Source organism: Pantoea sp. EA-12, from assembly GCF_030053355.1.
GTDB classification, from domain to species: Bacteria; Pseudomonadota; Gammaproteobacteria; order Enterobacterales; family Enterobacteriaceae; genus Pantoea; species Pantoea vagans_C.
The window spans coordinates 444,545-468,357 of record NZ_JASGBY010000002.1 but is presented as its reverse complement, the minus strand read 5'-3'; the positions used below and the strand labels follow the sequence as shown (position 1 = coordinate 468,357).

General features: G+C 55.3%; 18 protein-coding genes. 14 read left to right on the top strand and 4 right to left on the bottom strand.

Features of this window, described 5'->3' with window-relative positions; genetic code table 11:
* Nucleotides 1–75 precede the first annotated feature (75 nt).
* Entirely contained in the window at nt 76–843 is a 768-nt protein-coding gene (sseB, locus tag QMZ30_RS04845; protein ID WP_039329860.1) for an enhanced serine sensitivity protein SseB, read from the top strand.
* 100 nt (nt 844–943) lie between these two features.
* On the opposite strand, the gene sseA is transcribed toward sseB, so the two are convergent.
* Nucleotides 944–1,786 (bottom strand): 3-mercaptopyruvate sulfurtransferase, encoded by an 843-nt coding sequence (gene sseA, locus QMZ30_RS04840; RefSeq protein ID WP_283226574.1) that lies wholly within the window; start codon nt 1,784–1,786, stop codon nt 944–946.
* A gap of 155 nt (nt 1,787–1,941) precedes the next feature.
* Between sseA and QMZ30_RS04835 the strand changes: the two genes are divergently transcribed.
* The 13 genes from QMZ30_RS04835 (at nt 1,942) to QMZ30_RS04775 (ending at nt 22,094) form a co-directional block, all read left to right on the top strand.
* Nucleotides 1,942–6,828, top strand: a complete 4,887-nt coding sequence (locus tag QMZ30_RS04835) for an alpha-2-macroglobulin family protein (RefSeq protein WP_283226573.1) — start codon at nt 1,942–1,944, stop codon at nt 6,826–6,828.
* Between the two features lie 6 nt (nt 6,829–6,834).
* Entirely contained in the window at nt 6,835–9,153 is a 2,319-nt protein-coding gene (gene pbpC / locus QMZ30_RS04830; RefSeq protein ID WP_283226572.1) for a peptidoglycan glycosyltransferase PbpC, read from the top strand.
* Nucleotides 9,154–9,321: 168 nt separating this feature from the next.
* Nucleotides 9,322–9,753: a nucleoside-diphosphate kinase gene (gene ndk / locus QMZ30_RS04825; protein ID WP_283226571.1), complete on the top strand. Its 432-nt coding sequence runs from the start codon at nt 9,322–9,324 to the stop codon at nt 9,751–9,753.
* A gap of 188 nt (nt 9,754–9,941) precedes the next feature.
* On the top strand, nt 9,942–11,111 hold the full coding sequence (rlmN, locus tag QMZ30_RS04820) for a dual-specificity RNA methyltransferase RlmN (protein WP_039329851.1): 1,170 nt from the start codon (nt 9,942–9,944) through the stop codon (nt 11,109–11,111).
* Nucleotides 11,112–11,188: 77 nt separating this feature from the next.
* Nucleotides 11,189–11,923, top strand: a complete 735-nt coding sequence (gene pilW / locus QMZ30_RS04815) for a type IV pilus biogenesis/stability protein PilW (protein ID WP_283226570.1) — start codon at nt 11,189–11,191, stop codon at nt 11,921–11,923.
* A complete protein-coding gene (rodZ, locus tag QMZ30_RS04810) occupies nt 11,913–12,926 on the top strand; it encodes a cytoskeleton protein RodZ (protein ID WP_039329847.1) in 1,014 nt (337 codons plus the stop codon). The genes pilW and rodZ overlap by 11 nt, the downstream gene beginning before the upstream one ends.
* A gap of 38 nt (nt 12,927–12,964) precedes the next feature.
* Nucleotides 12,965–14,086, top strand: a complete 1,122-nt coding sequence (gene ispG, locus QMZ30_RS04805) for a flavodoxin-dependent (E)-4-hydroxy-3-methylbut-2-enyl-diphosphate synthase (protein WP_039329846.1) — start codon at nt 12,965–12,967, stop codon at nt 14,084–14,086.
* Between the two features lie 106 nt (nt 14,087–14,192).
* Nucleotides 14,193–15,473 (top strand): histidine--tRNA ligase, encoded by a 1,281-nt coding sequence (hisS, locus tag QMZ30_RS04800; protein ID WP_283226569.1) that lies wholly within the window; start codon nt 14,193–14,195, stop codon nt 15,471–15,473.
* A 33-nt stretch (nt 15,474–15,506) separates the two neighbouring features.
* On the top strand, nt 15,507–16,124 hold the full coding sequence (locus tag QMZ30_RS04795; protein ID WP_039329843.1) for a YfgM family protein: 618 nt from the start codon (nt 15,507–15,509) through the stop codon (nt 16,122–16,124).
* Nucleotides 16,125–16,143: 19 nt separating this feature from the next.
* On the top strand, nt 16,144–17,325 hold the full coding sequence (gene bamB / locus QMZ30_RS04790) for an outer membrane protein assembly factor BamB (protein ID WP_058968025.1): 1,182 nt from the start codon (nt 16,144–16,146) through the stop codon (nt 17,323–17,325).
* A gap of 177 nt (nt 17,326–17,502) precedes the next feature.
* Complete coding sequence (gene der, locus QMZ30_RS04785; protein ID WP_039329839.1) at nt 17,503–18,996, top strand: ribosome biogenesis GTPase Der; 1,494 nt, start codon at nt 17,503–17,505, stop codon at nt 18,994–18,996.
* A 103-nt stretch (nt 18,997–19,099) separates the two neighbouring features.
* Nucleotides 19,100–19,327, top strand: a complete 228-nt coding sequence (locus tag QMZ30_RS04780) for a zinc ribbon domain-containing protein (protein WP_283226568.1) — start codon at nt 19,100–19,102, stop codon at nt 19,325–19,327.
* 328 nt (nt 19,328–19,655) lie between these two features.
* A complete protein-coding gene (locus QMZ30_RS04775; protein WP_283226567.1) occupies nt 19,656–22,094 on the top strand; it encodes a glucose/quinate/shikimate family membrane-bound PQQ-dependent dehydrogenase in 2,439 nt (812 codons plus the stop codon).
* 90 nt (nt 22,095–22,184) lie between these two features.
* On the opposite strand, the gene QMZ30_RS04770 is transcribed toward QMZ30_RS04775, so the two are convergent.
* The 3 genes from QMZ30_RS04770 to QMZ30_RS04760 all read right to left on the bottom strand — a co-directional run bounded on the left by QMZ30_RS04770 (nt 22,185) and on the right by QMZ30_RS04760 (nt 23,805).
* Complete coding sequence (locus tag QMZ30_RS04770) at nt 22,185–22,367, bottom strand: con-10 family general stress protein (RefSeq protein WP_045814915.1); 183 nt, start codon at nt 22,365–22,367, stop codon at nt 22,185–22,187.
* A gap of 101 nt (nt 22,368–22,468) precedes the next feature.
* Entirely contained in the window at nt 22,469–22,795 is a 327-nt protein-coding gene (locus tag QMZ30_RS04765) for a protealysin inhibitor emfourin (RefSeq protein WP_283226566.1), read from the bottom strand.
* Nucleotides 22,792–23,805 (bottom strand): M4 family metallopeptidase, encoded by a 1,014-nt coding sequence (locus tag QMZ30_RS04760; protein WP_283226565.1) that lies wholly within the window; start codon nt 23,803–23,805, stop codon nt 22,792–22,794. Before QMZ30_RS04760 ends, QMZ30_RS04765 begins: the two co-directional genes overlap by 4 nt.
* Nucleotides 23,806–23,813 lie beyond the last annotated feature (8 nt).

Genomic DNA, 23,813 nt, shown 5'->3' with positions numbered 1-23,813 from the left:
CGCCATTTATGGCGACCAAAAAGCGCTTAAGTCACAGACTTCTGCCTGAGCTTGCCGTTTTTTGGAACTGGATAAATGAGTAATCGTCTTGAAGAGGTGCTGAAGCTGGCCGCCACTGAGCCCGCGCACCGTCCGGAATTTTTTCAACTACTACTGGAATCTGACGTCTGGGTGCCGGGTGAAAGTCCTGCTGAACAATTTGATGCCACCTCGCCCGTGGAATTACTGCACTGGGAAAAAGAGGGCGGTGGAAGCGTGATCCCGTTCTTCACTTCTGAAGAGGCGATGGGCGAGGCGATCAAAGAAGAACAGCCATACCTGCGTTTACCGGCGCGAACCCTGTTCGAGATGACGCTGGGAGAGAGCTTGTTCCTCAATCCGAAGTTGCCGGCGGGCAAAGAGTTTTCGCCAGGCGAGATTGCGCATCTTATCGGTGAAGAGGGCAGTGCGCTCAGCCAGCAAACCGTTCTGGAAGGTGGCCATGCGCTGTTATTGTCGGAAGTCGCTGAGCCACCGGCGCAGATGATTGATTCGCTGACGCAGCTGTTTGCCAAGTACAAGCAGGTGCGTCGAGCTTATATTGCCAGCATTCGCGAAAGCGCCACGGAAGAACCGAACCTGCTGATTGGCATTGAAGCGGACAGCAATATTGATGAGATTATTCAGGCCGCAGGCAGTGTCGCCACCGACACGCTGGCAGATGATGCCCCCATCGATATCTGCGAAGTGGTAAGCGATGAGAAGGGCGTGAGCCATTTCTTTACTGCTCACATCACACCGTTCTACGAACGCCGCTGGGGCAGCTTCCTGCGTGATTTCAAAGGCAGCCAGCGCATTATTTAAAATACCCGTTGTAGCGGCGCAATTTATTGCGCATCGGTCAGCCATCGTGCGGCTTCAGATACGCGCGTTAAATCGCGCCGCTACCCTGCATTGCAATCTCTTATTTCTCGATCGGTAAATCGTCGCGGCTGCCCCATTCTCCCCAGGAGCCGTCATACAGCGTCACATCTCGCACACCCAAAGCGGTCAACGCCAGAATCACCACTACCGCCGTCACGCCAGAACCACAGCTGGCGACAATCGGCTGATCCAGCTTGATTCCCGCTTTCTCGAACAGATCGCGCAGCTCAGCAGCGGGTTTCAGCGCACCGTTCACTACCAGATTATTCCACGGCATGTTCAGGCTGTTGGGAATGTGTCCGCGCAGTAGGCCGGGACGGGGCTCATCCACTTCAGCGTTAAACCGGTTAGCGGCACGGGCATCGACGATCTGTGCACCACCTTCATGGCTGATTAGCAGCACATCCGTCAGGCGCTTCACCTGCGCGCTGTCATATTTGGCTTCAAACTCGCCTTCCGGCAAGCTGACTGGCCCTGTCGCGACGTCAAACCCGGCAGCTTTCCAACCCTGTAATCCTCCCGCCAGTATGGAGACGTTCACGCAGCCAAAGGCGCGCAGCATCCACCAGGCACGTGGCGCAGAGAACAGGTTGCCCTCATCGTAGATCACCAGATGTTTATCCTGGTTGACGCCCAGCTCGCGCATCGCGACTGCAAAGGCTTCGGGGCGCGGCATCATATGTGGATAAGCGCTGGTGTGATCGGATAAAGCTTCGATATTGAAGTAAGGCGCATCCGGCAAATGTCCAGCCAGATATTCTGCCTCGATATCTCGCACCGCTTCCTGACCAGGCGGCAACATGCGCGCATCCAAAACCTGCAACGTTTCCTCGGTGTAATGCTCTTTTAACCAATCGGCAGATACAAACAGGGGAGCTGTCATCGCAACAACCTCTTCTTAATCATCGGAAAGCAGAAAGGCCCAGTGTCCGGGAATGTGAACGCTATCTCAAGGGTATCATTGCTAAAGTGAGTAGGTTGATGTGAAATTGCGCAGCAAACACTTTTTAACCTTTTGGGGCTGGTGAGGGACTTACCATGACAATACGTATTAATCGACTGCTGCTCAGCGTGCTGATCGGCGGTTCACTTCTGGGCAGCACATTGCTGCCTGCACAAGCGGCGGATACGCCTGCGGTGCAAAACGCGGCAAAAACACTCGCGGTTATCGACCTTTCAGAACTGCAACTGGATGGTGCGGCAGCACTGGTGTTGACCTTCAACACTGCGCTCGACAGCAAGCAGGATATCAATGCGCTCATCCACCTCAGCGATGAGAAAAGCGGTAAAGTCGATGGCGGCTGGGAGCTGGCGCAAAATGGCAAAACCTTACGCTTCCGCCATCCTGAGCCGTCGCGCAAATTGACAGTCACCGTTGATGCCGGCCTCAAGGCCGCCGATGGCAGCAGCTTATCCAGCACTTTTAACCAGACACTCACCACGCGTGATATCCAGCCGATGGTCGGTTTCGCCAGCCGTGGTTCATTACTGCCGCTGCGCCTGACACAGGGTTTACCGGTGCTGGCGCTGAATGTGAATAACATTGATGTCGACTTCTTCCGGGTAAAAAGTGCCCCATTGGCCGATTTCCTCGCCCAGTGGAATTACGGCAACAATCTTTCGTACTGGGAATCCCGCGACCTGCTGAAAAATGCCGATTTAATCTACAGCGGTCGTTTTGACCTCAATCCAGCACGTAACACCCGTGAAAAAATGCAGCTGCCGCTGGGTGACGTTGATGCCCTCAAACAACCCGGCGTGTATCTGGCGGTGATGAAGCAGGCGGGCACTTATAACTACACGCAACCCGCGACCCTGTTCACCCTCAGCGACATTGGCTTATCGCTGCACAGCTTCCCGGATCAACTGGAACTCTTTACGCAAAGTCTGGCGAGTGGCGCACCGCTGGATGACGTCAATGTGCAACTGCTGGATGAAAAAGGTCAGCAACTGGCAAGTGGCATCAGTGACAGTCAGGGCCATCTTCGTTTACCCGCCAATGCCAAAGGCAAGCTGCTGCTGGCGACGCTGAAAGGACAAACCTCGCTAATCGATCTTAATCGCCCCGCCTTGGATCTGGCCGAATTCCCGATCGACGGCCCACAAGGTTACGACAAACAGTTCTTTATCTTTGGTCCGCGCGATCTCTATCGCCCCGGCGAAACCGTCATTGTTAACGCCTTACTGCGTGATGCGGATGGCAAGCCGCTGCCACCGCAACCTGTGAAAGCTGAGGTCGTGCAGCCGAATGGTGAAGTCACACAAACCTTTGTGTGGCAGCCGGAAAACGGTGTCTATCAGCAGCGTTTTTCGTTGCCTGCTTCGGCTATGACCGGAGAGTGGACGCTGCGTATTAACAGTGGGGATAACCAGCCACGGAACTGGTCATTCCATGTGGAAGATTTTCTGCCAGAGCGGATGGCGTTGGCGCTGAGCAACAGTGAACAGCCGCTGGCACCTGATGCGACGGTGACTTTTGCGGTTGAAGGGCGTTATCTCTACGGCGCGCCTGCAGCGGGCAACGAACTGCAGGGACAACTATTCCTGCGCCCGGCGCGTGAAGCGGTGACGGCACTACCTGGCTACCAGTTTGGTGACATTACCGAAGAGTTAAAGCGCAGCCTGGACGATGTCGACGAGAAGCTGGATGAAAGCGGCAAGCTGCAGCTCAACGTGGAGAGCAACTGGGCGGAGAGTCACTCACCATTAAATTTGATTTTGCAAGCCAGCCTGCTGGAAACCGGTGGTCGCCCGGTGACACGCCGCGCAACTCAAGCCATCTGGCCCGCACCCGCACTGCCGGGTATTCGCCCGTTGTTTAACAGCGAATCAGTTTACGACTATCGCACCGATCGTTACCGCGATGAACCGACGGTGCCAGAAAACAGTCTGGCGGAATTCGATGTGGTTTATGCCAACCCTCAGGGGGAGAAACTGGCCGCGCAGGATCTGGATGTGCGCCTGATCCATGAGCGTCGTGACTATTTCTGGAGCTTCTCCGACAGTGAAGGCTGGCAGTCGCGTTACGATCAAAAAGACCTGCAGGAAGACGAGCAGCGCATCACTATCGCAGCGGGTGGCAGCCAGAAAGTGAGCTTCCCGGTGGAGTGGGGCACCTACCGGCTGGAAGTGCATGCGGGTGACAATATTATCAGCAGCGTGCGCTTTAATGCGGGCTACTGGTGGCAGGACAATACCGACGGCACGGGGGCGTTACGTCCCGATCAGGTCAAACTGAAAATCGATAAAAGCGCCTATCAACCGGGTGACACTGCGCACGTGCAGGTCGAATCTCCTGCGGCGGGTAAAGGTTATCTGATGGTGGAATCAAGCAGCGGCACGCTGTGGTGGCAACCGCTGGATGTGCCTGCGGGTGGCGCGACCATTGATGTCCCTATTAGTGAAAGCTGGAAGCGTCACGATCTTTATCTCAGCGCGATCGTCGTGAGAGACGGTGATAAAGCCAGTGGCACCACGCCAAAACGGGCGGTGGGTCTGCTGCATTTGCCGATGGCTACGGAAGCGCGTCGCCTTAACCTGGTATTGGATGCGCCGGATAAAATCCGCCCTGAGCAGACGATAAAAGTGAAGGTCAAAGCCAGCCGAGAAGGTGGCAAGTTACCCAAGCAGGTTCAGGTATTGCTGTCTGCGGTGGACAGTGGCGTGTTGAACATCACGGATTATAAAACGCCGAATCCGTGGCAGGCGTTCTTTGGTCGCAAGCGCTACAACGCCGATCAATACGATGTTTATGGCCAACTGATTGAAGGCGGGGGCAAGCTGGCCGCGCTGCGTTTTGGCGGTGATGGTGACGATGCTGATGCGCTGTCTCGTGGCGGCAAGAAACCTGTGACGGACGTGCAAATTATCGCGCAGCAGCTGCAACCGGTGACGCTGGACGCTAATGGAGAGGGCACACTTGAACTGCCGATCCCTGCCTTTAATGGTGAGTTACGCCTGATGGCGCAGGTGTGGAGTGACGACAGCTTTGGCTCGGCGGATCGTAAATTGGTGGTGGCTGCACCCCTGATCAGCGAGTTGGCGACACCGCGCTTTATGGCCAGCGGTGACCAATCGACGCTGGCGCTGGATCTCACCAACCTCACCGATCAGCCTCAAACATTGAAGGTTGATGTGACGGCGAAGGGGTTGATTGCGTTGACCGGTAATGTGCCCTCTTCGGTGCAACTGGCGAAAGGGGCGCGCACCACCTTGCAGATTCCCGTGAAAGCGCAGGGGGCCTTTGGCGAAGGTGCGGTGCAGGTCAAGGTTTCGGGCATGAGCCTGCCGGGGGAAACCTTGGCACCGAGTGAGCGTCAATGGACCATCGGCGTGCGCCCGGCCTATCCAGCACAAACCCTGAGTTTCGATAATGTGATGCAAACCGGCCAGAGTTGGCAGGTTGTCGCCAGCGCGTTTAATGGCCTGCAAAAAGACACCTTGACCGGGCAATTGTCCCTGAGCAATCGACCGCCACTAAATATCGCCAGCTTCATCAGCCAACTTTACGCTTATCCTTACGGCTGCCTGGAGCAGACGGCCAGCGGGATTTGGCCGTCGGTATTCACCAACAAGGCGCAACTGGATGCCTTAGGCATCAAAACCAGCACAGACGAGGCGCGCCGCGCGTCGATTGCTACCGGTATTGCGCGTCTTGCTGGCATGCAACGTGGCAACGGCAGCTTTGGCTTGTGGAGCAAAGAGAGCGCTGAAGAGTTCTGGCTGACCGCTTACGTCACCGACTTCCTGCTGCGCGCCAGTGAGGCGGGTTACAGCGTGCCAGAAGGCGTCATCAGCCGTGCAGATGAGCGTCTGCTGCGCTACTTGCAGGACCCGTCACAGATTGAAACCAGCTGGAGCAGCGATGCCGATGGCCTGCGTTTCAGTGTGCAAGCCTATGCCGGCTTGGTATTGGCACGCCAGCAACAGGCACCACTCGGGGCACTGCGTGCCTTGTATGACAAGCGTGAACAGGCAAAATCGGGTCTGGCACTGGTGCAACTGGGCGTGGCGTTGAAACTGATGGGCGATCCACAGCGCGCGCAGCTGGCACTGGCGCAAGGAATCGGATTGGAGCGTAAACCGAATAGCTGGCTAGGCGACTATGGTAGCCCGGTGCGCGATCGTGCACTGATGCTATCGCTGCTAACGGAAAATCAATTGCTGCCAGATATGCAGGGGCCATTACTGATTGACCTGGCAAAAGCGGTGCACGGCCAGCGCTGGTTCTCCACGCAGGAAAATAACGCCCTGTTCCTTGCCGCGCGCACCTTACAGCAGCACAAAGGTGAGCAGTGGCAAGCCTCGCTACAAGGAAGAAGCGAACCGTTGAGCAGCAATCAGGCGATCAACATGGGGATCGACGAAGCGCAGCTGCGACAAGGGCTGTCGGTGAAAAGCGACAATGCGTCACCGCTCTTCGGCACGCTGAATGTGGTGGGTTATCCGCGTACGGCACCGTCGCCAATGAGCAACGTCCTCAACATCACCCGTGAATACTTCACGCTGGAGGGGAAACCGGCCGATCTTACCAATCTGAAGAGTGGTGAACTGCTGGTGGTCCGACTGAAGGTGGCGGCCAGCGAACGTGTCAGCGATGCACTGGTGGTGGATCTGTTGCCCGCGGGGCTGGAGCTGGAAAACCAGAATCTCAGCGACAGCAGCGCCAGTCTTGGCGACAGTGCTGATGCGCTGAAAGAGAGCATGATGGATATGCAGCAGGCCAACATCAAACACATTGAGTTCCGCGACGATCGTTTTGTCGCGGCGCTGGCGCTGGATGGCTACACGCCAGGCACGTTGCTGTATCTTGCACGTGCGGTGACGCCGGGTAGCTATCTTCTTCCGCCACCGCAGGTGGAATCCATGTATGTGCCTGAATGGCGTGCGATTGGCAGTACGCCAGAAAAACTGAACGTGCGCTAAGCATTGATGAACAAGGTAAAGCGACTAAAGCGGTGGCGCTGGCTGCCGCTTTTTTTACTGTTGCTGTTAGCGGGCTTGTGGTTGCTGGATCGGCTCGATCCGCTGCCGCTGCGAGAGGTGCAGCCCGCGCGTGTCGTGGTGGCCGAAGATGGCACACCGCTGTGGCGTTTTGCGGACCAACACGGGGTCTGGCGTTATCCCGTCACGCTGGAAGAGGTCTCGCCTGATTATATCCAGGCACTCCTGACCTACGAAGATCGCTGGTTCTGGCATCATCCGGGCATCAACCCGATGGCGGTTGTGCGTGCCATCGGGCAAAACGTGCTGCATCACAGCATTGTCTCGGGCGGCAGTACACTCACAATGCAAGTCGCGCGACTGATCGATCCTCAACCCCGCACGCTGCGTGGCAAAGTGGTTCAGGCGTGGCGCGCACTGCAACTGGAGTGGCACCTGTCGAAGCGCGACATTCTGACGCTGTATCTCAATCGCGCCCCTTTTGGCGGTACCGTTGAAGGTGTCGGAGCGGCAAGCTGGATGTGGCTGGGTAAGCCACCGTCACAACTCACTAAAGGTGAGGCGGCGTTACTCGCGGTACTTCCGCAGGCGCCGAGCCGTCTGCGTCCAGACCGCTGGCCGCAACGTGCGGAAGCCGCCCGCAACAAAGTCCTGGATCGGCTCGCTGAGTATCGGGTGTGGTCGGCGCAAGATGTCGCTGATATCAAACAGGAATCCGTCTGGTTGCCGCCGCGTCAGACGCCGCAAATGGCCCCGCTGTTGGCGCGTCGTCTGCTGTCGCTCTCACCCGACAATAAAATTACCTCCACGATTGATGTGTCGCTGCAGCGTGAGCTGGAGAGTCTGGCCACTTCGCTTAAAACTCAGTTGCCACCGCGCACCTCGCTGGCACTGCTGGTAGTTGATCACAGCAATATGAAGGTGCGTGGCTATGTGGGTTCGGTGTCTTTCAATGACGACAGCCGCTTTGGCCATGTCGATATGATCTCCAGCGTGCGCTCGCCCGGTTCGGTGCTAAAGCCTTTTGTTTATGGTATGGCGCTGGATGAAGGGCTGATCCACGGTGAATCACTGTTACAGGATGTGCCGCGCCGCTTTGGCGATTATCGTCCGGGCAATTTTGATGCCGGTTTTCATGGCCCGGTCAGTGCCAGTGAAGCGCTGGAACGTTCGCTGAATCTGCCTGCGGTGCAGCTACTGGACGCCCTCGGCCCGAAAACGGTGGCGGCGCGCTTACGCAATGTGGGCTTGAACCTGCGATTCCCGGCTGGCGCCGAGCCCAACCTGTCATTGATCCTGGGCGGCACGGGCGCAAGACTGGATGATATTGTCGCGGCGTACAGCGCCTTTGCCCGCCAGGGTAATGCGGCGCAACTGCGTTGGTTACCTGACCAGCCTCTGCTGGATCGCCCTTTGCTGTCACCCGGAGCAGCCTGGATTATTCGGCGCATACTGGCAGGTGAAGCGTTACCCTCTGGCGCAGTGCCGGATCTCGCACCACTGGCATGGAAAACCGGCACCAGCTATGGCTATCGGGATGCATGGACCATTGGCATCACGCCACGTTATCTGATTGGTGTATGGGTCGGCAGACCCGACGCCACACCCGTTGCCGGGCAATTTGGTTTTGCCTCAGCAGTGCCGGTAATGAATCAGGTCAACAATCTGCTGGCGGGGCATATGTCGGTGCGCGGTGCACCGCGTGACCCGCGCCCGGACTCGGTCAGCGCCATGAGCATTTGCTGGCCAGGAGGTCAGCCTTTACCGATGGGGGACGACAACTGCCGCCAGCGTCGCCAAAGTTGGGTGCTGAATCAAACGGTGCCGCCCACGCTATTGGCACCCGGTCAGGAGAGCGTTAACGGTTTACGCCAGCAATACTGGCTGAATAGCCAAGGCTTACGTGTGGCGGCAGACTGCCCGGATGCGCAAAGCCATGAGCGGCTGATGTGGCCCTTACCGCTTGAGCCCTGGTTACCCTTAGCAGAGCGCCGCGAACAGCGCTTGCCGCCGATTGATCCGCGCTGCCCGCCGTTAAACCAAGGCAATGCGCCGCCAATGGTGATCACGGGCGTCATTAACGGTCAGCGCGTGCAGCCGCTGCCGGGCAAAGTGGTATTGATGTTGCCGGTGGCGGTGCAGGGCGGAAAAGGGGAGCAGCGCTGGTGGTTTTTGAATGGACAACCCGTTGAGCAGGAAGCGGAGAAGAACAGTGCCGTACTGGTGTTGAGTGAGCCGGGCCCGTATCAACTGGTGGTGATGGATGAAGCGGGGCAACTGGCATCCGTCTCATTTATTCGCGGCTGAATCCACGCTATGCCAGATTTTGCGCGTGTTCGCCCCGACAAAAATCAATTATTTTCGATAATTCCACCAATCGGCAATAGGCAACGCCTGATGATGTCCCTATAATCGGCGCGTTTTCTTACCGGGAGCGAGTTCCCGGTTTCTTCAGGATGCTAACTAGAGGTCATCATGGCAATCGAACGTACTTTCTCAATCGTTAAACCAAATGCTGTCGCTAAGAACGTGATTGGTGTTATCTACAACCGTTTTGAAAGCGCAGGCTTCAAAATCGTTGGCGCGAAAATGCTGCACCTGACCAAAGAGCAGGCAGAAGGCTTTTACGCTGAGCACAAAGGCCGTCCATTCTTCGATGGTCTGGTTGAGTTCATGACTTCTGGTCCCGTTGTTGTTTCTGTTCTGGAAGGCGAAAATGCCGTTCAGCGTCATCGTGACCTGATGGGTGCAACCAACCCAGACAACGCACTGGCCGGTACTCTGCGTGCTGACTACGCTGACAGCTTCACCGAGAACGCGACCCACGGTTCTGACTCTGCTGAGTCTGCTGCACGTGAAATCGCTTACTTCTTCGCTGAGAACGAAGTCTGCCCACGCACTCGCTAAGTGCGTTGCAGCTGATGCGGATAAACGTCTTTACACCTTTTACGCGTAAGTAAAGTCGTTCCCCCTGGCATCATGCAGCAGATGTAGTACAATTATGCGCCCTTGTTGAGCCAGCCTCAGCGAGGGCGCCTTTTTTTTCCTATTCTTAACCAGAGCCGTAACGTGTAACAACGAGGCCAGAGAACATTATGTCCGAACAGATTGTGACGCCGTCGTCCGCTTCCCCCGTGGTTGTTTCCCCAAAAAACGAAAAAATTAACCTGCTGGATCTTAACCGTCAGCAGATGCGTGAATTCTTCCTCGAAATGGGCGAAAAGCCGTTCCGCGCTGATCAAGTCATGAAGTGGATGTACCACTACTGCTGCGACGATTTCGAGCAGATGACGGATATCAATAAAGTGCTGCGTGGCAAACTGATGCAGCGCGCTGAAATTCGTGCGCCGGAAGTGGCGGAAGAGATGCGTTCCAGCGATGGCACCATCAAATGGGCGATCCGCGTGGGCGATCAGCTGGTGGAAACCGTGTATATCCCGGAAGCCGACCGTGCAACGCTGTGCGTCTCCTCGCAGGTGGGTTGTGCGCTGGAGTGCAAATTCTGTTCGACCGCGCAGCAGGGCTTTAACCGTAACCTGCGCGTCTCCGAAATTATTGGTCAGGTATGGCGTGCGGCGAAAATCATCGGCGCGGCTAAGATCACCGGCCAGCGTCCGATCACCAACGTGGTGATGATGGGCATGGGTGAGCCGTTGCTCAACCTGAACAACGTGGTCCCTGCGATGGACATCATGCTGGACGATTTCGGTTTTGGTCTGTCAAAACGCCGCGTGACGCTCTCGACTTCAGGTGTGGTTCCCGCGCTGGATAAGTTGGGCGATATGATCGACGTTGCGCTGGCGATTTCACTGCACGCGCCGAACGACACCATCCGTGATGAAATTGTGCCGATCAACAAAAAGTACAACATCGAAACCTTCCTGGCCGCAGTGAAGCGCTATATCGGCAAATCAAACGCCAATCAGGGCCGTGTGACCATTGAGTACGTGATGTTGGATCACATCAATGACAGCACCGACAATGCGCATGAACTGGCGGCCTTGTTGAAAGAGACACCGTGCAAAATCAACCTGATTCCATGGAATCCCTTCCCTGGTGCACCTTACGGCCGCAGCTCAAACAGCCGTATTGACCGCTTCTCCAAAGTGCTGATGGACTACGGTTTTACCACTATCGTGCGTAAGACGCGCGGCGATGATATCGATGCCGCCTGTGGTCAGCTGGCAGGGGATGTGATTGACCGTACCAAGCGCACACTGCGTAAGAAAATGGCCGGTGAAACCATCTCTGTGAAGGCGCTCTGAAACCCGTCGCCTGGTGATATTCACCGGGCGTGAGGCGTGACAGTCTCTCTGCTCGATTTTGAGCAGGAGAGACAAAAATGCGTAAAGGATTACTCGCGGTGGTTGTGGCTGGCTTTGTTGTAAGTGGTTGTGTCAATCCATCCCCCAACACCCGTGCCGCTGACATCAGGCTGCAGTTAGGATTACACTATCTGGCTGTGAAAGATTATGGCGCGGCGCAACGCAATCTCTTACGTGCAGAGCGTGCCGCACCCAAGGACTACCGCGTGCCGTTGGCGCTTGCGCGATTGGCACAGGCGCAGCAGAATAGCGCGCAGACACATTGGCACTACCAACGCGCTCAGCAGTTAGCGCCAACGAATGGCTATGTCGCTAACAATTACGGTGCGTTTCTCTGCGGTTTAAGGCAGTATGACGAAGCGCATCAACAGTTTAAGCTGGCGATCGCAGCGCAGGAAATTGATGCCCGGCAGGATGCATTTCTGTTTTCGGGCTATTGTTACCTGCAGGCTGGAGAGAGTGCCGCAGCGCGCGAACCACTAGGCCACGCGCTGGATGCCGCACCGGAGCAGGGGAGTCATCTGCTTGCGGAAGTGGAAAGGCGTCTTGAGCAGCAGGATCGCACGGCGGTTCCGCTGTTATTAGAAGTGTACCACCAGCGGTTGCCCGCAACGGCAGACAGCCTGTGGTTACAAATACGTTTCGCCGCGCAACAGGGAAACGCTGCTGACGTTACACGTTATGGCGATCTGTTGGCGCGAAGTTTTCCACAATCGATACAGTACCAGCGTTATTTTGCTAATGAATACTGAAGCCACTCAAGAGAATTCTGCAGTACATTCCACAGGTGAACGCCTGCGTCTGGCCCGTGAGCAGATGGGACTGACCCAGCAAAACGTCGCTGAACGCCTGTGCCTGAAGCTTTCTACCGTGCGGGATATTGAAGAGGACAAATCACCAGCTGATTTAGCCTCAACTTTCCTGCGAGGTTATATCCGTTCTTATGCTCGTCTGGTGCATGTGCCGGAGGATGACCTGTTGCCGATGATGGCAAAACAGGCACCGGTGCGCGCGGCTAAAATTGAGCCGATGCAGAGCTTCTCATTGGGCAAACGCCGTAAAAAGCGCGATGGCTGGTTGATGATTTTCACGTGGCTGGTGGTCTTTGTGGTCATCGGCCTGACAGGTGCCTGGTGGTGGCAGAACCATAAAGCCTCGCAGGCGGATCTGGTCTCTATGGCGGACCAGAACGGCAGCAGCAACGATAGCAGCCAGTCAATTCCGTTGGGTGATAGCAGCACTGACAGTGCTGCAGATACAGACACCAATGCAGCAGGCACACCGGTCGACAATGGTGCCGGTGCCGTTGCGACGCCGAACACCAGCAGCAATGCTCCAGTGGCGAACACCTCTTCTCCGGCAGCAACTAGCGATAACGCGGTGGTCTCGCCAAGCCAGGCGCCTGTTGACAACGCACCGCCAGCAGCCACTTCACCGGCTCCGGCCAACAGCATTCCGGCGGGTCAAATGCCGACGGGTAATGCAGCAGTCAGCGAGCCAGCGGGCGACCCAAACGCTGTCGTCATGAATTTCAAAGCGGATTGCTGGTTGGAAGTCACAGACGCGACAGGTAAGAAGCTGTTCAGCGGGCTGCAACGCAGCGGCGGTAAGCTCAGCCTGTCTGGAACGCCTCCGTATCGTCTGAAAATTGGTGCTCCAGGTGCGGTTGATGTGCAATATCAGAATCAGCCCGTTGATTTAAGTCGTTTTATCCGTAATAACCAGGTTGCCCGTCTGACGCTGGGTGCGCAATAACGCGCAGCGCGCTTTCCGGGTAATTGTGGAGAGAGAATATGCATAACGAAGCACCCATTATCCGTCGCAAATCAACACGGATTTACGTCGGCAAGGTGCCGGTTGGTGATGGTGCGCCCATTGCCGTTCAGTCAATGACCAACACCCGTACCACGGATGTGGAAGCCACGGTTAACCAGATTCGCCAGCTTGAGCGAGTCGGTGTCGATATCGTCCGTGTTTCTGTGCCTACCATGGATGCGGCTGAAGCGTTCAAACTGATTAAGCAACAGGTCAATGTGCCGCTGGTGGCGGACATTCATTTTGACTATCGCATCGCCTTGAAAGTCGCCGAATACGGCGTAGATTGCCTGCGTATCAATCCGGGCAACATCGGCAATAACGAGCGTATTCGCCAGGTGGTGGATTGCGCGCGTCACTACAATATTCCTATCCGTATTGGCGTTAACGCCGGTTCACTGGAGAAGGATCTGCAGGAAAAATACGGTGAGCCAACGCCTCAGGCGCTGCTTGAATCCGCTATGCGTCACGTCGATCACCTCGATCGCCTCAATTTTGATCAATTCAAAGTGAGTGTTAAAGCCTCTGACGTCTTCCTCGCCGTTGAATCTTATCGTCTGCTGGCGAAAGCCATCGATCAGCCACTTCATCTCGGTATCACCGAAGCAGGCGGCGCGCGTGCCGGCTCGGTGAAATCGGCTATTGGCCTCGGTTTGCTGCTGGCAGAAGGCATTGGCGATACGCTGCGTATCTCGCTGGCGGCCGATCCGGTTGAAGAAGTCAAAGTCGGTTATGACATTCTGAAATCACTGCGAATTCGTTCTCGTGGCATTAACTTCATTGCCTGCCCAACCTGCTCACGTCAGGAGTTTGATGTGATCGGTACCGTGAATGCGCTGGAAGAACGTCTTGAAGACATCATCACGCCAATGGATATCTCCATCATCGGGTGCGTGGTGAACGGTCCGGGCGAAGCAACGGTTTCAACCATGGGCGTGACGGGCGGTAGCCGCAAAAGTGGTTTCTACGAAGACGGCGTGCGTCAACGTGACCGTCTTGATAACGACAACATGATTGATCAGCTGGAAGCACGCATTCGTGCCAAAGCCAGCATGCTGGATGAAAGCCGCCGCATTAACGTGCAGCAGCTGGAAAAATAAGGGACGGTGCGCGCTCGCCGCGCGCCAGTTTGTGAATGAACCTGTGCGGTTTCATCCTCATAAGGTATGATGCCGGACAGGTTTTTTTGTATTAAGAGATTCTAACGTGGCGAAGAATATTCAAGCGATCCGTGGGATGAACGATTACCTGCCGGCGGATACCGCGATTTGGCAGCGTATTGAGGGCACCCTGAAGCAGGTGCTGGCCAGTTACGGTTTTAGCGAAATTCGCTTACCGATTGTGGAACAAACGCCGCTGTTTAAACGCGCAATCGGTGAAGTCACCGATGTGGTTGAAAAAGAGATGTATACCTTTGACGACCGCAACGGTGAAAGTCTGACACTGCGCCCAGAAGGTACCGCAGGCTGCGTGCGTGCCGGTATCGAGCATGGCTTGCTCTACAACCAGGAACAGCGTTTGTGGTACATCGGCCCGATGTTCCGCTACGAACGTCCGCAAAAAGGCCGTTATCGCCAGTTCCATCAGATTGGCGCTGAAGTGTTTGGTCTGCAAGGACCGGATGTCGATGCCGAACTGATTATGATGACTGCACGTTGGTGGAAAGCGTTGGGTATTGCTGACCACGTGCGTCTGGAACTGAATTCCATCGGCTCACTTGAAGCGCGCGCTAACTATCGTGATGCACTGGTGGCATTCCTCGAACAGCATAAAGAGAAGCTGGACGAAGATTGCAAACGCCGCATGTACAGCAACCCGCTGCGCGTGCTGGACAGCAAGAACCCGGACGTGCAGGTTCTGCTGAATGACGCGCCAACCCTGAACGAATACCTTGACGAAGATTCTCGTGCGCACTTCGACGGCCTGTGTGCCCTGTTGGACGATGCGGGCATTGCTTATACCGTGAATCAGCGTCTGGTGCGTGGTCTCGACTATTACAACCGTACCGTCTTCGAATGGGTGACCAGCAGCCTCGGCGCGCAAGGTACCGTGTGTGCCGGTGGCCGCTATGATGGCCTGGTTGAACAGTTAGGTGGACGCGCCACGCCAGCCGTTGGTTTCGCGATGGGCCTGGAGCGTTTGGTGTTGCTGGTTCAGGCGGTTAATCCAGATTTTGAACCGACGCGCATTGTTGATGTCTATGTTATCGCTTCGGGGCAGGGCGTTCAGTCTGCCGCGATGCAACTGGCGGAAAAACTGCGTGATGCTGATCCGGCACTGAAGCTCATGACGAACTTCGGTGGCGGTAACTTCAAGAAGCAGTTTGGCCGTGCAGACAAGTGGGGCGCACGCATTGCGCTGGTAATGGGTGAAGATGAAGTGAAAACCGGTCAGGTTGTCGTCAAAAATCTGGCAACCGGCGATCAACAAACTATTGCCCAGAGCGAAGCCGCAGCAACGTTGCGCACGCTGCTGCAGTCAGCGTAGCACTGCGACAGCCATTTACAGGAGAGGGATTGCGTGGAAGTTTACAGCAACGAAAACGAACAAGTTGACGCACTGCGTCAGTTCTTTGCCAACAACGGTAAAGCACTGGCTGTGGGTGTGATCATCGGCATCGCTGCGCTGGGGGGCTGGCGTTTCTGGACCAGCCATCAGGATGGTGCAGATAAAGCCGCATCGGCACAGTATCAACAGCTGACCACGGCAATGCAGGCTGACAAGCCTCAGACGCTGGAAGCCGTCGCGACGTTTGCCAGTGAAAACAACAACACTTACGGTGCACTGGCGTCGCTGGATTTAGCGAAGCAGTACGTCGAAGCCAATCAGCTAGACAAAGCCATTACGCTGTTGCAAAGCGGTCTGAAAGACACCAAAGATGCCAACCTGCAGGCGGTGATTAACCTGCGTCTGGCGCGCATTCAACTGCAACAAAACCAGGCTGATGCTGCACTGACTACCCTCAACAATGTTAAGGGTGATGGCTGGACAGCCATTATTGCGGACATTCGTGGTGAAGCACTGCTGAGCAAAGGCGACAAGCAGGGCGCACGTGATGCCTGGAGCAAAGGCGCTGAATCGCAGGCCTCTCCTGCGTTGAAGCAGATGCTGCAGATGAAGATGAATAACTTAAGCTAAGCCAGTCAAGAGAGCGCACATGGAATTACGTAAATACCTGCTGCCAGGGCTGATTTCAGTCACCCTCCTCAGCGGTTGCTCGCTGTTCAGCGGCGAAGAAGATGTAGTGAAAATGGCCCCGCTGCCGAAAGTGGAAAACCAGTTTACGCCACAGACTGCCTGGAGCACCTCTGTGGGTGATGGCGTTGGCGATTTCTATTCCAATTTGCATCCGGCCTGGCAGGATGGCACCGTCTATGCGGCTGACCGCTTTGGTGTGGTGAAAGCGCTGGACGCCAGCAACGGTAAAGAGAAATGGAAAGTTAATCTCTCTGAGAAAACCGGCTTCTTCTCGAAAAACATTTCTGCACTGCTCTCTGGCGGTATTACCGCTACCAGCGATCGCATCTATATCGGCAGCGAACGCGGCCAGGTCTTTGCGCTGAACAACAGTGATGGCAGCATCGCCTGGCAGACCAAAGTCGCCGGTGAAGCCTTATCGCGCCCGGTGGTCAGCGACGGCCTGGTGCTGATTCATACCAGCAACGGTATGTTGCAAGGTTTGGATCAGAGCAGCGGCGCCATCAAATGGAGCGTGAACCTGGACATGCCTGCGCTGTCACTGCGCGGTGAATCTGCCCCAACCGTGGCCTTTGGTGGTGCAATTGTCGGCGGTGATAACGGTCGTGTCAGTGCCGTGATCCTGAACCAAGGGCAGCTGATTTGGCAGCAGCGTATTTCGCAGCCGAGCGGCGCCACTGAAATTGATCGTCTGAGTGATGTGGATACTACGCCAGTTGTGGTCAATGGTGTCGTTTACGCGCTGGCGTACAACGGTAACCTGACGGCACTGGAATTGCGCTCAGGCCAGATTTTGTGGAAACGTGAAATCGGCGGCGTGAAAGATATGGTGATTGATGCGGGCCGTATTTATCTGGTCGATCAAGACGACCGTGTGATTGCGCTGAATGCTGACGGTGGCGTGGCCATCTGGCGTCAGAGTGATTTGCTGCACCGTAATCTGACTTCACCTGTGCTGTTCAACGGTTATCTGGTCGTGGGTGATAGCGAAGGCTACCTGCACTGGATCAACACGCTGGATGGTCGCTTTGTCGCGCAGCAGAAACTGGACAGCGATGGCTTCCAGACTGAGCCGGTCGTGGCGGGTGATAAGCTGCTGATTCAGGCGAAGGGCGGCGAAGTTTACGCCATCACGCGTTAAGATCTGGCTCTGCGGGGAACGATTTCCCGCTCGCTTTTACGGCTCCTGATTCGTCAGGGGCCGTTTCGTTTTTTGTCAGGCATGGTATTCTTTGCGCCTTCAGCCTGACGCCTTCCGGCAAATGTCGTTATAATCACGCCATTCGGGCGATTAATTTTCAAAACTGAGGCAAGTGTTATGGTACCTGTGGTCGCGCTGGTTGGGCGTCCCAATGTGGGAAAATCTACGCTATTTAACCGCTTAACGCGCACTCGTGATGCGCTGGTAGCGGATTTTCCTGGACTGACTCGCGATCGCAAATATGGTCGCGCCGAAGTGGAAGGGCGCGAATTTATTGTTATCGATACCGGTGGTATTGATGGCACCGAGGAAGGCGTCGAAAACCGCATGGCAGAACAGTCGCTGCTGGCGATTGAAGAAGCCGATGTGGTGCTGTTTATGGTTGATGCGCGTGCAGGCGTTATGCCGGCCGATCAGCAGATCGCCAATCATTTGCGAGCACGTGAAAAAGCCACCTTTGTGGTCGCCAACAAAACGGACGGCATCGATCCGGATGCTGCAGTGTTGGATTTCTACGCGCTGGGCTTGGGTGAAATTCATCCCATCGCTGCCTCGCATGGTCGCGGTGTAAATAACTTGCTCGAAGCGGCACTTCTGCCGTGGATGGACGAAATCGTTCCAGAAGTCGAGCTAACGGAAGAAGAAGAGAACGCTGCCTACTGGGCTGCGTTAGAGGCAGAAGAGAGCGATCAGGCACTTGAGGAAGAGGAAGAAGAAGATTTCGACCCCACCACCTTGCCGATCAAGCTGGCTATCGTTGGTCGCCCTAACGTGGGTAAATCCACGTTAACTAACCGTATCCTTGGCGAAGACCGTGTCGTGGTCTACGACATGCCGGGCACAACGCGTGACAGCATCTATATCCCGATGGAGCGTGATGAGCGCGAATACGTTCTGATCGACACTGCGGGTGTGCGTAAGCGCGGTAAGATCACGGAAACCGTCGAGAAATTCTCCGTCATCAAAACTCTGCAGGCCATCGAAGATGCCAACGTGGTGATGCTGGTGATTGATGCGCGTGAAGGTATCTCCGATCAGGATCTATCGCTGCTTGGCTTTATCCTCAACAGCGGACGCTCACTGGTGATCGTGGTCAACAAGTGGGATGGCATGACGCAAGAAGCCAGAGAAGAAGTCAAAGAGATGCTGGACTTCCGTCTGGGCTTTATCGATTTCGCGCGTATCCACTTTATCTCGGCACTGCACGGTAGCGGCGTAGGTAATCTGTTCGAGTCCGTGACCGAAGCCTACGATTGCTCAACCAAACGCGTCGGCACAGCGATGTTGACACGTATTATGACCATGGCGTCGGATGACCATCAGCCGCCATTGGTGCGTGGCCGTCGCGTGAAGCTGAAATATGCTCATGCCGGTGGTTATAACCCGCCTATCGTGGTGATCCACGGTAACCAGGTGAAGGATCTGCCAGATTCTTATAAACGTTATCTGATGAACTACTTCCGTCGTTCACTTAACGTCATGGGTACGCCAATTCGTATTCAGTTTAAAGAGGGCGATAACCCGTATGCGGGCAAACGCAACTTGCTGACGCCAACGCAGCAGCGTAAACGTCAGCGTCTGATGTCGCACCTGAAGAAAAACAAACGTTAATATGATGAGGGCCCATACGGGCCCTTTTTTTTGGCTTTAAAATGGGATCACGCCGCTACGACTTGCGCCATATCAGGCGCGAAAAATGTAACAAGGAGAATCTATGCCCCATTTGTGCCCCCAGTGCCAGCACCCTCTCAACCCTACCGATACCGGTTTCACTTGCGATAATTGCCATCACCATTATGCCCAATGCGCGGTCTGCCCAGATTGCCAACAGCCGTTACAGGTGCTGAAAGCCTGCGGTGCAGTGGACTATTTTTGCCAGCACGGACACGGACTCATCTCGAAAAAGCGTGTCGAATTCGTGCCTGAACTCCCTGCCTCTTAAAAATTTCACCTTACTGGCGTCATATTTATTAATACCTTACGGCTGGTTTTGTAGCAAAAATGCTATTAGCCAGTAACTCCTTCGTTATGGATGTTCACTTTCTAATGTACCAGGTGGTACAATCCTGCCGCCTTGAAGCGAGAATGACTCTCACCTGCGATGTGTCCTCGCTCACAAGCGCCGAATCACGGGCATTGTACCCGTACCAATAGATATAAAATAAAGCGTAACGGATTAGCTCTTGCTGCCAGTTTCGGCGGGAGCATTGTCACCGGCTGCCAATGGCGTACCGGCACCAGCGCGTTATTTTTTCAGGAGAGTTTTTGTTATGGCAGAAAATTCCGCTCGTCCCTGTAAAGGGCTGAGTATCTGGTCTGTATTGTTCGGGCTGGTCCTTCTGGCTGTCGGTCTGTTCTTCGCGATCGGTGGCGGCAAGTTGGTCGCCTTGGGCGGCAGTTGGTACTTCCTCATTTCCGGTATTGTGATGTTGCTGTCGGCGATTCAGTTCTTCCGTCGCAAGTCTTCTGCCGTCACCCTGTTTATTCTGGTCTTCGTTGGCACCCTGATTTGGGCGCTGTTCGATGCGGGCTTCCATTTCTGGCAGTTGGTTTCGCGCCTGATGGTCCCCGCGGGCCTGATGCTGCTGGCGTTCCTGACATGGCCTGCACTACGTAAGCGTGAAGGCAAAAGCTCGCTGGCGAAAGTGTCTTACGTTCTGTCTGCCGTTATTGCTGTTGGCATGGTGGCGACTTTTGTTCAGATGTTCCAGCCGCATCCAACCGTTGCGTTTGAAGGCAAACAACTGCCGCTGATTCCGGTAGACAAGTCTAAGCCACAGCAGGACTGGAGCAGCTATGGCCGTACGCCAGAAGGTGACCGTTTTGCGGCAATCGACCAGATTACCCGTGATAACGTCAAAGACCTGCAGGTTGCCTGGACCTTCCACACGGGCGATACGCCGATCAGCCCAACCGGTAACGGTGCGGAAGATCAGGAAACGCCACTGCAAGTGGGTAACACGCTGTATCTTTGCACCCCACATAACAACGTGATTGCGGTTGCAGCCGATACCGGTAAGCAGATCTGGAAGCGTGAAATCAACGCGCAAGCCGAAGTGTGGAACCGTTGCCGTGGTCTGGCGTATTTCGATGCGACCAAACCCGTACAGCAGCCTTCTCAGCCGGGCTCAACGCCGGTGCCTGCGCCAGTTCTGGCGGCAGGTGATACCTGCCAGCGCCGTATCCTGATGAACACCATCGATGCGCGTCTGGTTGCTATCAACGCCGACAACGGTGAATTCTGTGAAGACTTCGGTGACCACGGTGTGGTTGACCTGAAAAAAGGTCTGGGCGCTGCGCCAGATCCACAATATCAGTTAACTTCAGCGCCTCAAGTGGCGGGCACTACCGTGGTTGTGGGTGGCCGTGTTGCGGATAACGTACAGACGGATATGCCAGGCGGCGTACTGCGCGGCTTTGATGTGATCACCGGTCAGATGCGTTGGGCGTTTGACCCAGGTAATGTTGATCCAAATGCCGTTCTGATGCCGGGCAAAGACTACACCCGTAGTACCCCGAACTCATGGGCTCCGATGTCTTACGACCCAGCCATGAATACCGTGTTCCTGCCGATGGGTAGCTCATCTGTTGACCTGTATGGTGCAGATCGTACCAAGCTGGATCACACCTATGGCGCGTCTATCCTTGCGCTGGATGCCACCACAGGTAAGCAGAAGTGGGTTTATCAGACCGTGCATAACGATCTGTGGGACTTCGACCTGCCAATGCAGCCGAGCCTGGTCGACTTCCCGATGAAGGATGGTACGACCAAGCCTGCTGTGGTTATCGGTGCGAAAACCGGCATGATTTGGGTGCTGGATCGCCTGACCGGCAAGCCTTTAACGAAAGTTGAAGAGCAGCCAATGCCGCAGGGTCATATCCCGAACGAGCAGTACACCAAAACCCAGCCGCACTCAGTGGAAATGCCAAACATTGGCAACCAGAAGCTGACCGAGTCTGACATGTGGGGTGCAACACCGTTTGACCAGTTAGTGTGCCGTATTGCCTTCAAAGGCATGCGTTACGATGGCCTGTTCACTGTACCCGATACAGATAAGTCACTCAGCTTCCCAGGCTCACTTGGTGGGATGAACTGGGGCAGCATCTCGTTTGACCCGAACAACCAGTATATGTTCGTCAACGACATGCGTCTGGGCTTGTGGGTGCAGATGATTCCTCAGGACACCACTAAATCGGCTGCCAGCAACGGTGGTGAAGCCATCAACACCGGTATGGGTGCGGTTCCGCTGAAAGGCACACCGTATGCGGTGAACAAAAACCGCTTCATGTCACCGCTGGGCATTCCGTGCCAGGCACCACCGTTCGGAACCTTGTCTGCTATCGACATGAAAACCCGCCAGATTGTTTGGCAGGTGCCAGTGGGTACCGTGCAGGATACCGGTCCGTTTGGTATCAAGATGCACGCACAGATGCCAATCGGTATGCCTACGCTGGGCGGTACTTTAGCGACTCAGGGCGGCCTGGTATTCATCGCCGGTACGCAGGATTACTATCTGCGCGCCTTTGATAGCTCAACCGGTAAAGAAGTGTGGAAAGCACGTCTGCCAGTGGGCAGCCAGGGCGGTCCAATCAGCTATGTTTCACCGAAAAATGGCAAACAGTACATCCTGATCTCTGCAGGTGGTGCTCGCCAGTCACCAGACCGTGGTGATTACGTGATTGCTTACGCGCTGCCAGACAGCAAGTAAGTCGCTGTAAAAATGAGAAAGGCCGACATCATGATGTCGGCCTTTTTTTATAACCATCCGTGGCGCACTGCATCCCTTAAGGTACCTTATTTACTGCTGCTTGGAGGGGCGACGGCTTTTTTGACCTCCTTTTCTTCCAGCTTCCCTGGCTCTCTCAGGATCGTTTCTGAAATTGCCCCCACTGACTTTGCCGCCAGCACTGCCGGCTTCCCTGGCACGCTCTGGGTCCTCTGCAAAGTTCCCAGCACCGCCTCGTTGCTTCTTTTGTGTCATAGCAGAGACCTCATCTAAGGGTGTTTTCTTTGATGTGGACTAGCTAGCCACTTAATGATTATAGTCAGTAAGTTACAGCTTGCTTTGGGAGATCTCCGAGATCACTGGCCGTCACGCCACAGTGCCTCCAGCTCAGGAGAGGCCAGCGTTTCCGGAATCAAAATCACGACTGATCCCGCTTCCTGATGTGTGGCATAGGTGATTTGAATACGGAAATAGCGTTGATCGCCGTGTCCAAGATTAGCGGCTTGATCTTCTGGCTCACCTAGCGGTAGTGCCTGCTCCAACACGTTGCAGACGCGCTGCTTTTGCGGTTCTGGCAGCTGTCCCAAGGCAAAGCGCCGTTCTCCGCGTAAACGGGGGATAAAGGCGATACCGCCCTCGCGTGCCAGCTCAATGATGGCGTCATCACTCAGATGAATGTTCACGTTACGCCTACCTGTTGCCATGCGGATTGAATGGCTTCCGCTACCGAACGGTTAAAGCGTTTGCCGCCATGCTCGATGGTAAAGCGGGCAAAGGTACTGAAATCGGCATCCTGCGGCAGTGCTTTATCACATAAGGTGTCATACCAGGCTTGCCCCGCCAGCTCCCATGCAAAGCCTCCCAGCGCCTTAGCGGCGAGATAGAAGGCCCGGTTGGGAATACCTGAGTTGAGATGCACACCGCCATTATCATCGCGTGTTTCAATGTAGTGCGTCATATCGGCAGGTTGGGGATCCTTACCGAGCTGAGGATCGTCATAGGCGGTGCCAGGTGCAGACATCGAACGTAGACCGCGGCCATGAATGCCTTTTGCCAGCAATCCTTCACCAATGATCCAGTCAGCCTGATCGGCGCTCTGTTTAAGATGAAACTGTTTGACCAGTGAACCGAACACATCGGACATCGATTCATTCAGCGCACCAGACTGCTGGAAATAGACCAACCCCGCCTCGGTTTCCGTCACCCCGTGCGTCAGTTCGTGCGCCACCACATCTAAGGCGATGGTGAAGCGGTTGAATATCACACCGTCGCCATCGCCAAACACCATCTGTTGGCCGTTCCAGAAGGCGTTCTGATATGCCTTGCCATAGTGTACGGTGCCGTCAAGTTTCAGCCCTTTGTTATCCAGAGAATTGCGCTTGAAGGTTTGCCAGTAGAAGTCGTAGGTGATGCCAAGATAGTTCCAGGCTTCTTCAGCCGCCACATCGCCATTGGTGGGTTGGCCTTCATCTCGAATCAGTGTGCCAGGCAAGTTTTGTGTATTTTCAGCATCATAAATGGCACGTAGCACTGTGCCCGGTGGCGAAGTCGCAACGCCGATATTAGGACGATTGTGCTCAGCCATCAGTTGTTGAACATGGGTGAGGGTGCGGCGAGCGGAATCTTGAGGTGCACCTGAACAGTGGTCAATGATATTGCGTAGCATGTACGGAGGAATAACGCTGTAAGGCATAGTAACTC

Bases quoted from the DNA above. Each gene is read 5' to 3' on its own strand.
- pilW (WP_283226570.1), top strand. From the start codon at position 11,189: ATGCGTAAAGGATTACTCGCGGTGGTTGTGGCTGGCTTTGTTGTAAGT.
- ndk (WP_283226571.1), top strand. From the start codon at position 9,322: ATGGCAATCGAACGTACTTTCTCAATCGTTAAACCAAATGCTGTCGCT.
- sseB (WP_039329860.1), top strand. From the start codon at position 76: ATGAGTAATCGTCTTGAAGAGGTGCTGAAGCTGGCCGCCACTGAGCCC.
- pbpC (WP_283226572.1), top strand. From the start codon at position 6,835: ATGAACAAGGTAAAGCGACTAAAGCGGTGGCGCTGGCTGCCGCTTTTT.
- QMZ30_RS04760 (WP_283226565.1), bottom strand. From the start codon at position 23,805: ATGCCTTACAGCGTTATTCCTCCGTACATGCTACGCAATATCATTGAC.
- rlmN (WP_039329851.1), top strand. From the start codon at position 9,942: ATGTCCGAACAGATTGTGACGCCGTCGTCCGCTTCCCCCGTGGTTGTT.
- QMZ30_RS04775 (WP_283226567.1), top strand. From the start codon at position 19,656: ATGGCAGAAAATTCCGCTCGTCCCTGTAAAGGGCTGAGTATCTGGTCT.
- bamB (WP_058968025.1), top strand. From the start codon at position 16,144: ATGGAATTACGTAAATACCTGCTGCCAGGGCTGATTTCAGTCACCCTC.
- QMZ30_RS04780 (WP_283226568.1), top strand. From the start codon at position 19,100: ATGCCCCATTTGTGCCCCCAGTGCCAGCACCCTCTCAACCCTACCGAT.
- sseA (WP_283226574.1), bottom strand. From the start codon at position 1,786: ATGACAGCTCCCCTGTTTGTATCTGCCGATTGGTTAAAAGAGCATTAC.
- QMZ30_RS04770 (WP_045814915.1), bottom strand. From the start codon at position 22,367: ATGACACAAAAGAAGCAACGAGGCGGTGCTGGGAACTTTGCAGAGGAC.
- der (WP_039329839.1), top strand. From the start codon at position 17,503: ATGGTACCTGTGGTCGCGCTGGTTGGGCGTCCCAATGTGGGAAAATCT.
- QMZ30_RS04835 (WP_283226573.1), top strand. From the start codon at position 1,942: ATGACAATACGTATTAATCGACTGCTGCTCAGCGTGCTGATCGGCGGT.
- rodZ (WP_039329847.1), top strand. From the start codon at position 11,913: ATGAATACTGAAGCCACTCAAGAGAATTCTGCAGTACATTCCACAGGT.
- ispG (WP_039329846.1), top strand. From the start codon at position 12,965: ATGCATAACGAAGCACCCATTATCCGTCGCAAATCAACACGGATTTAC.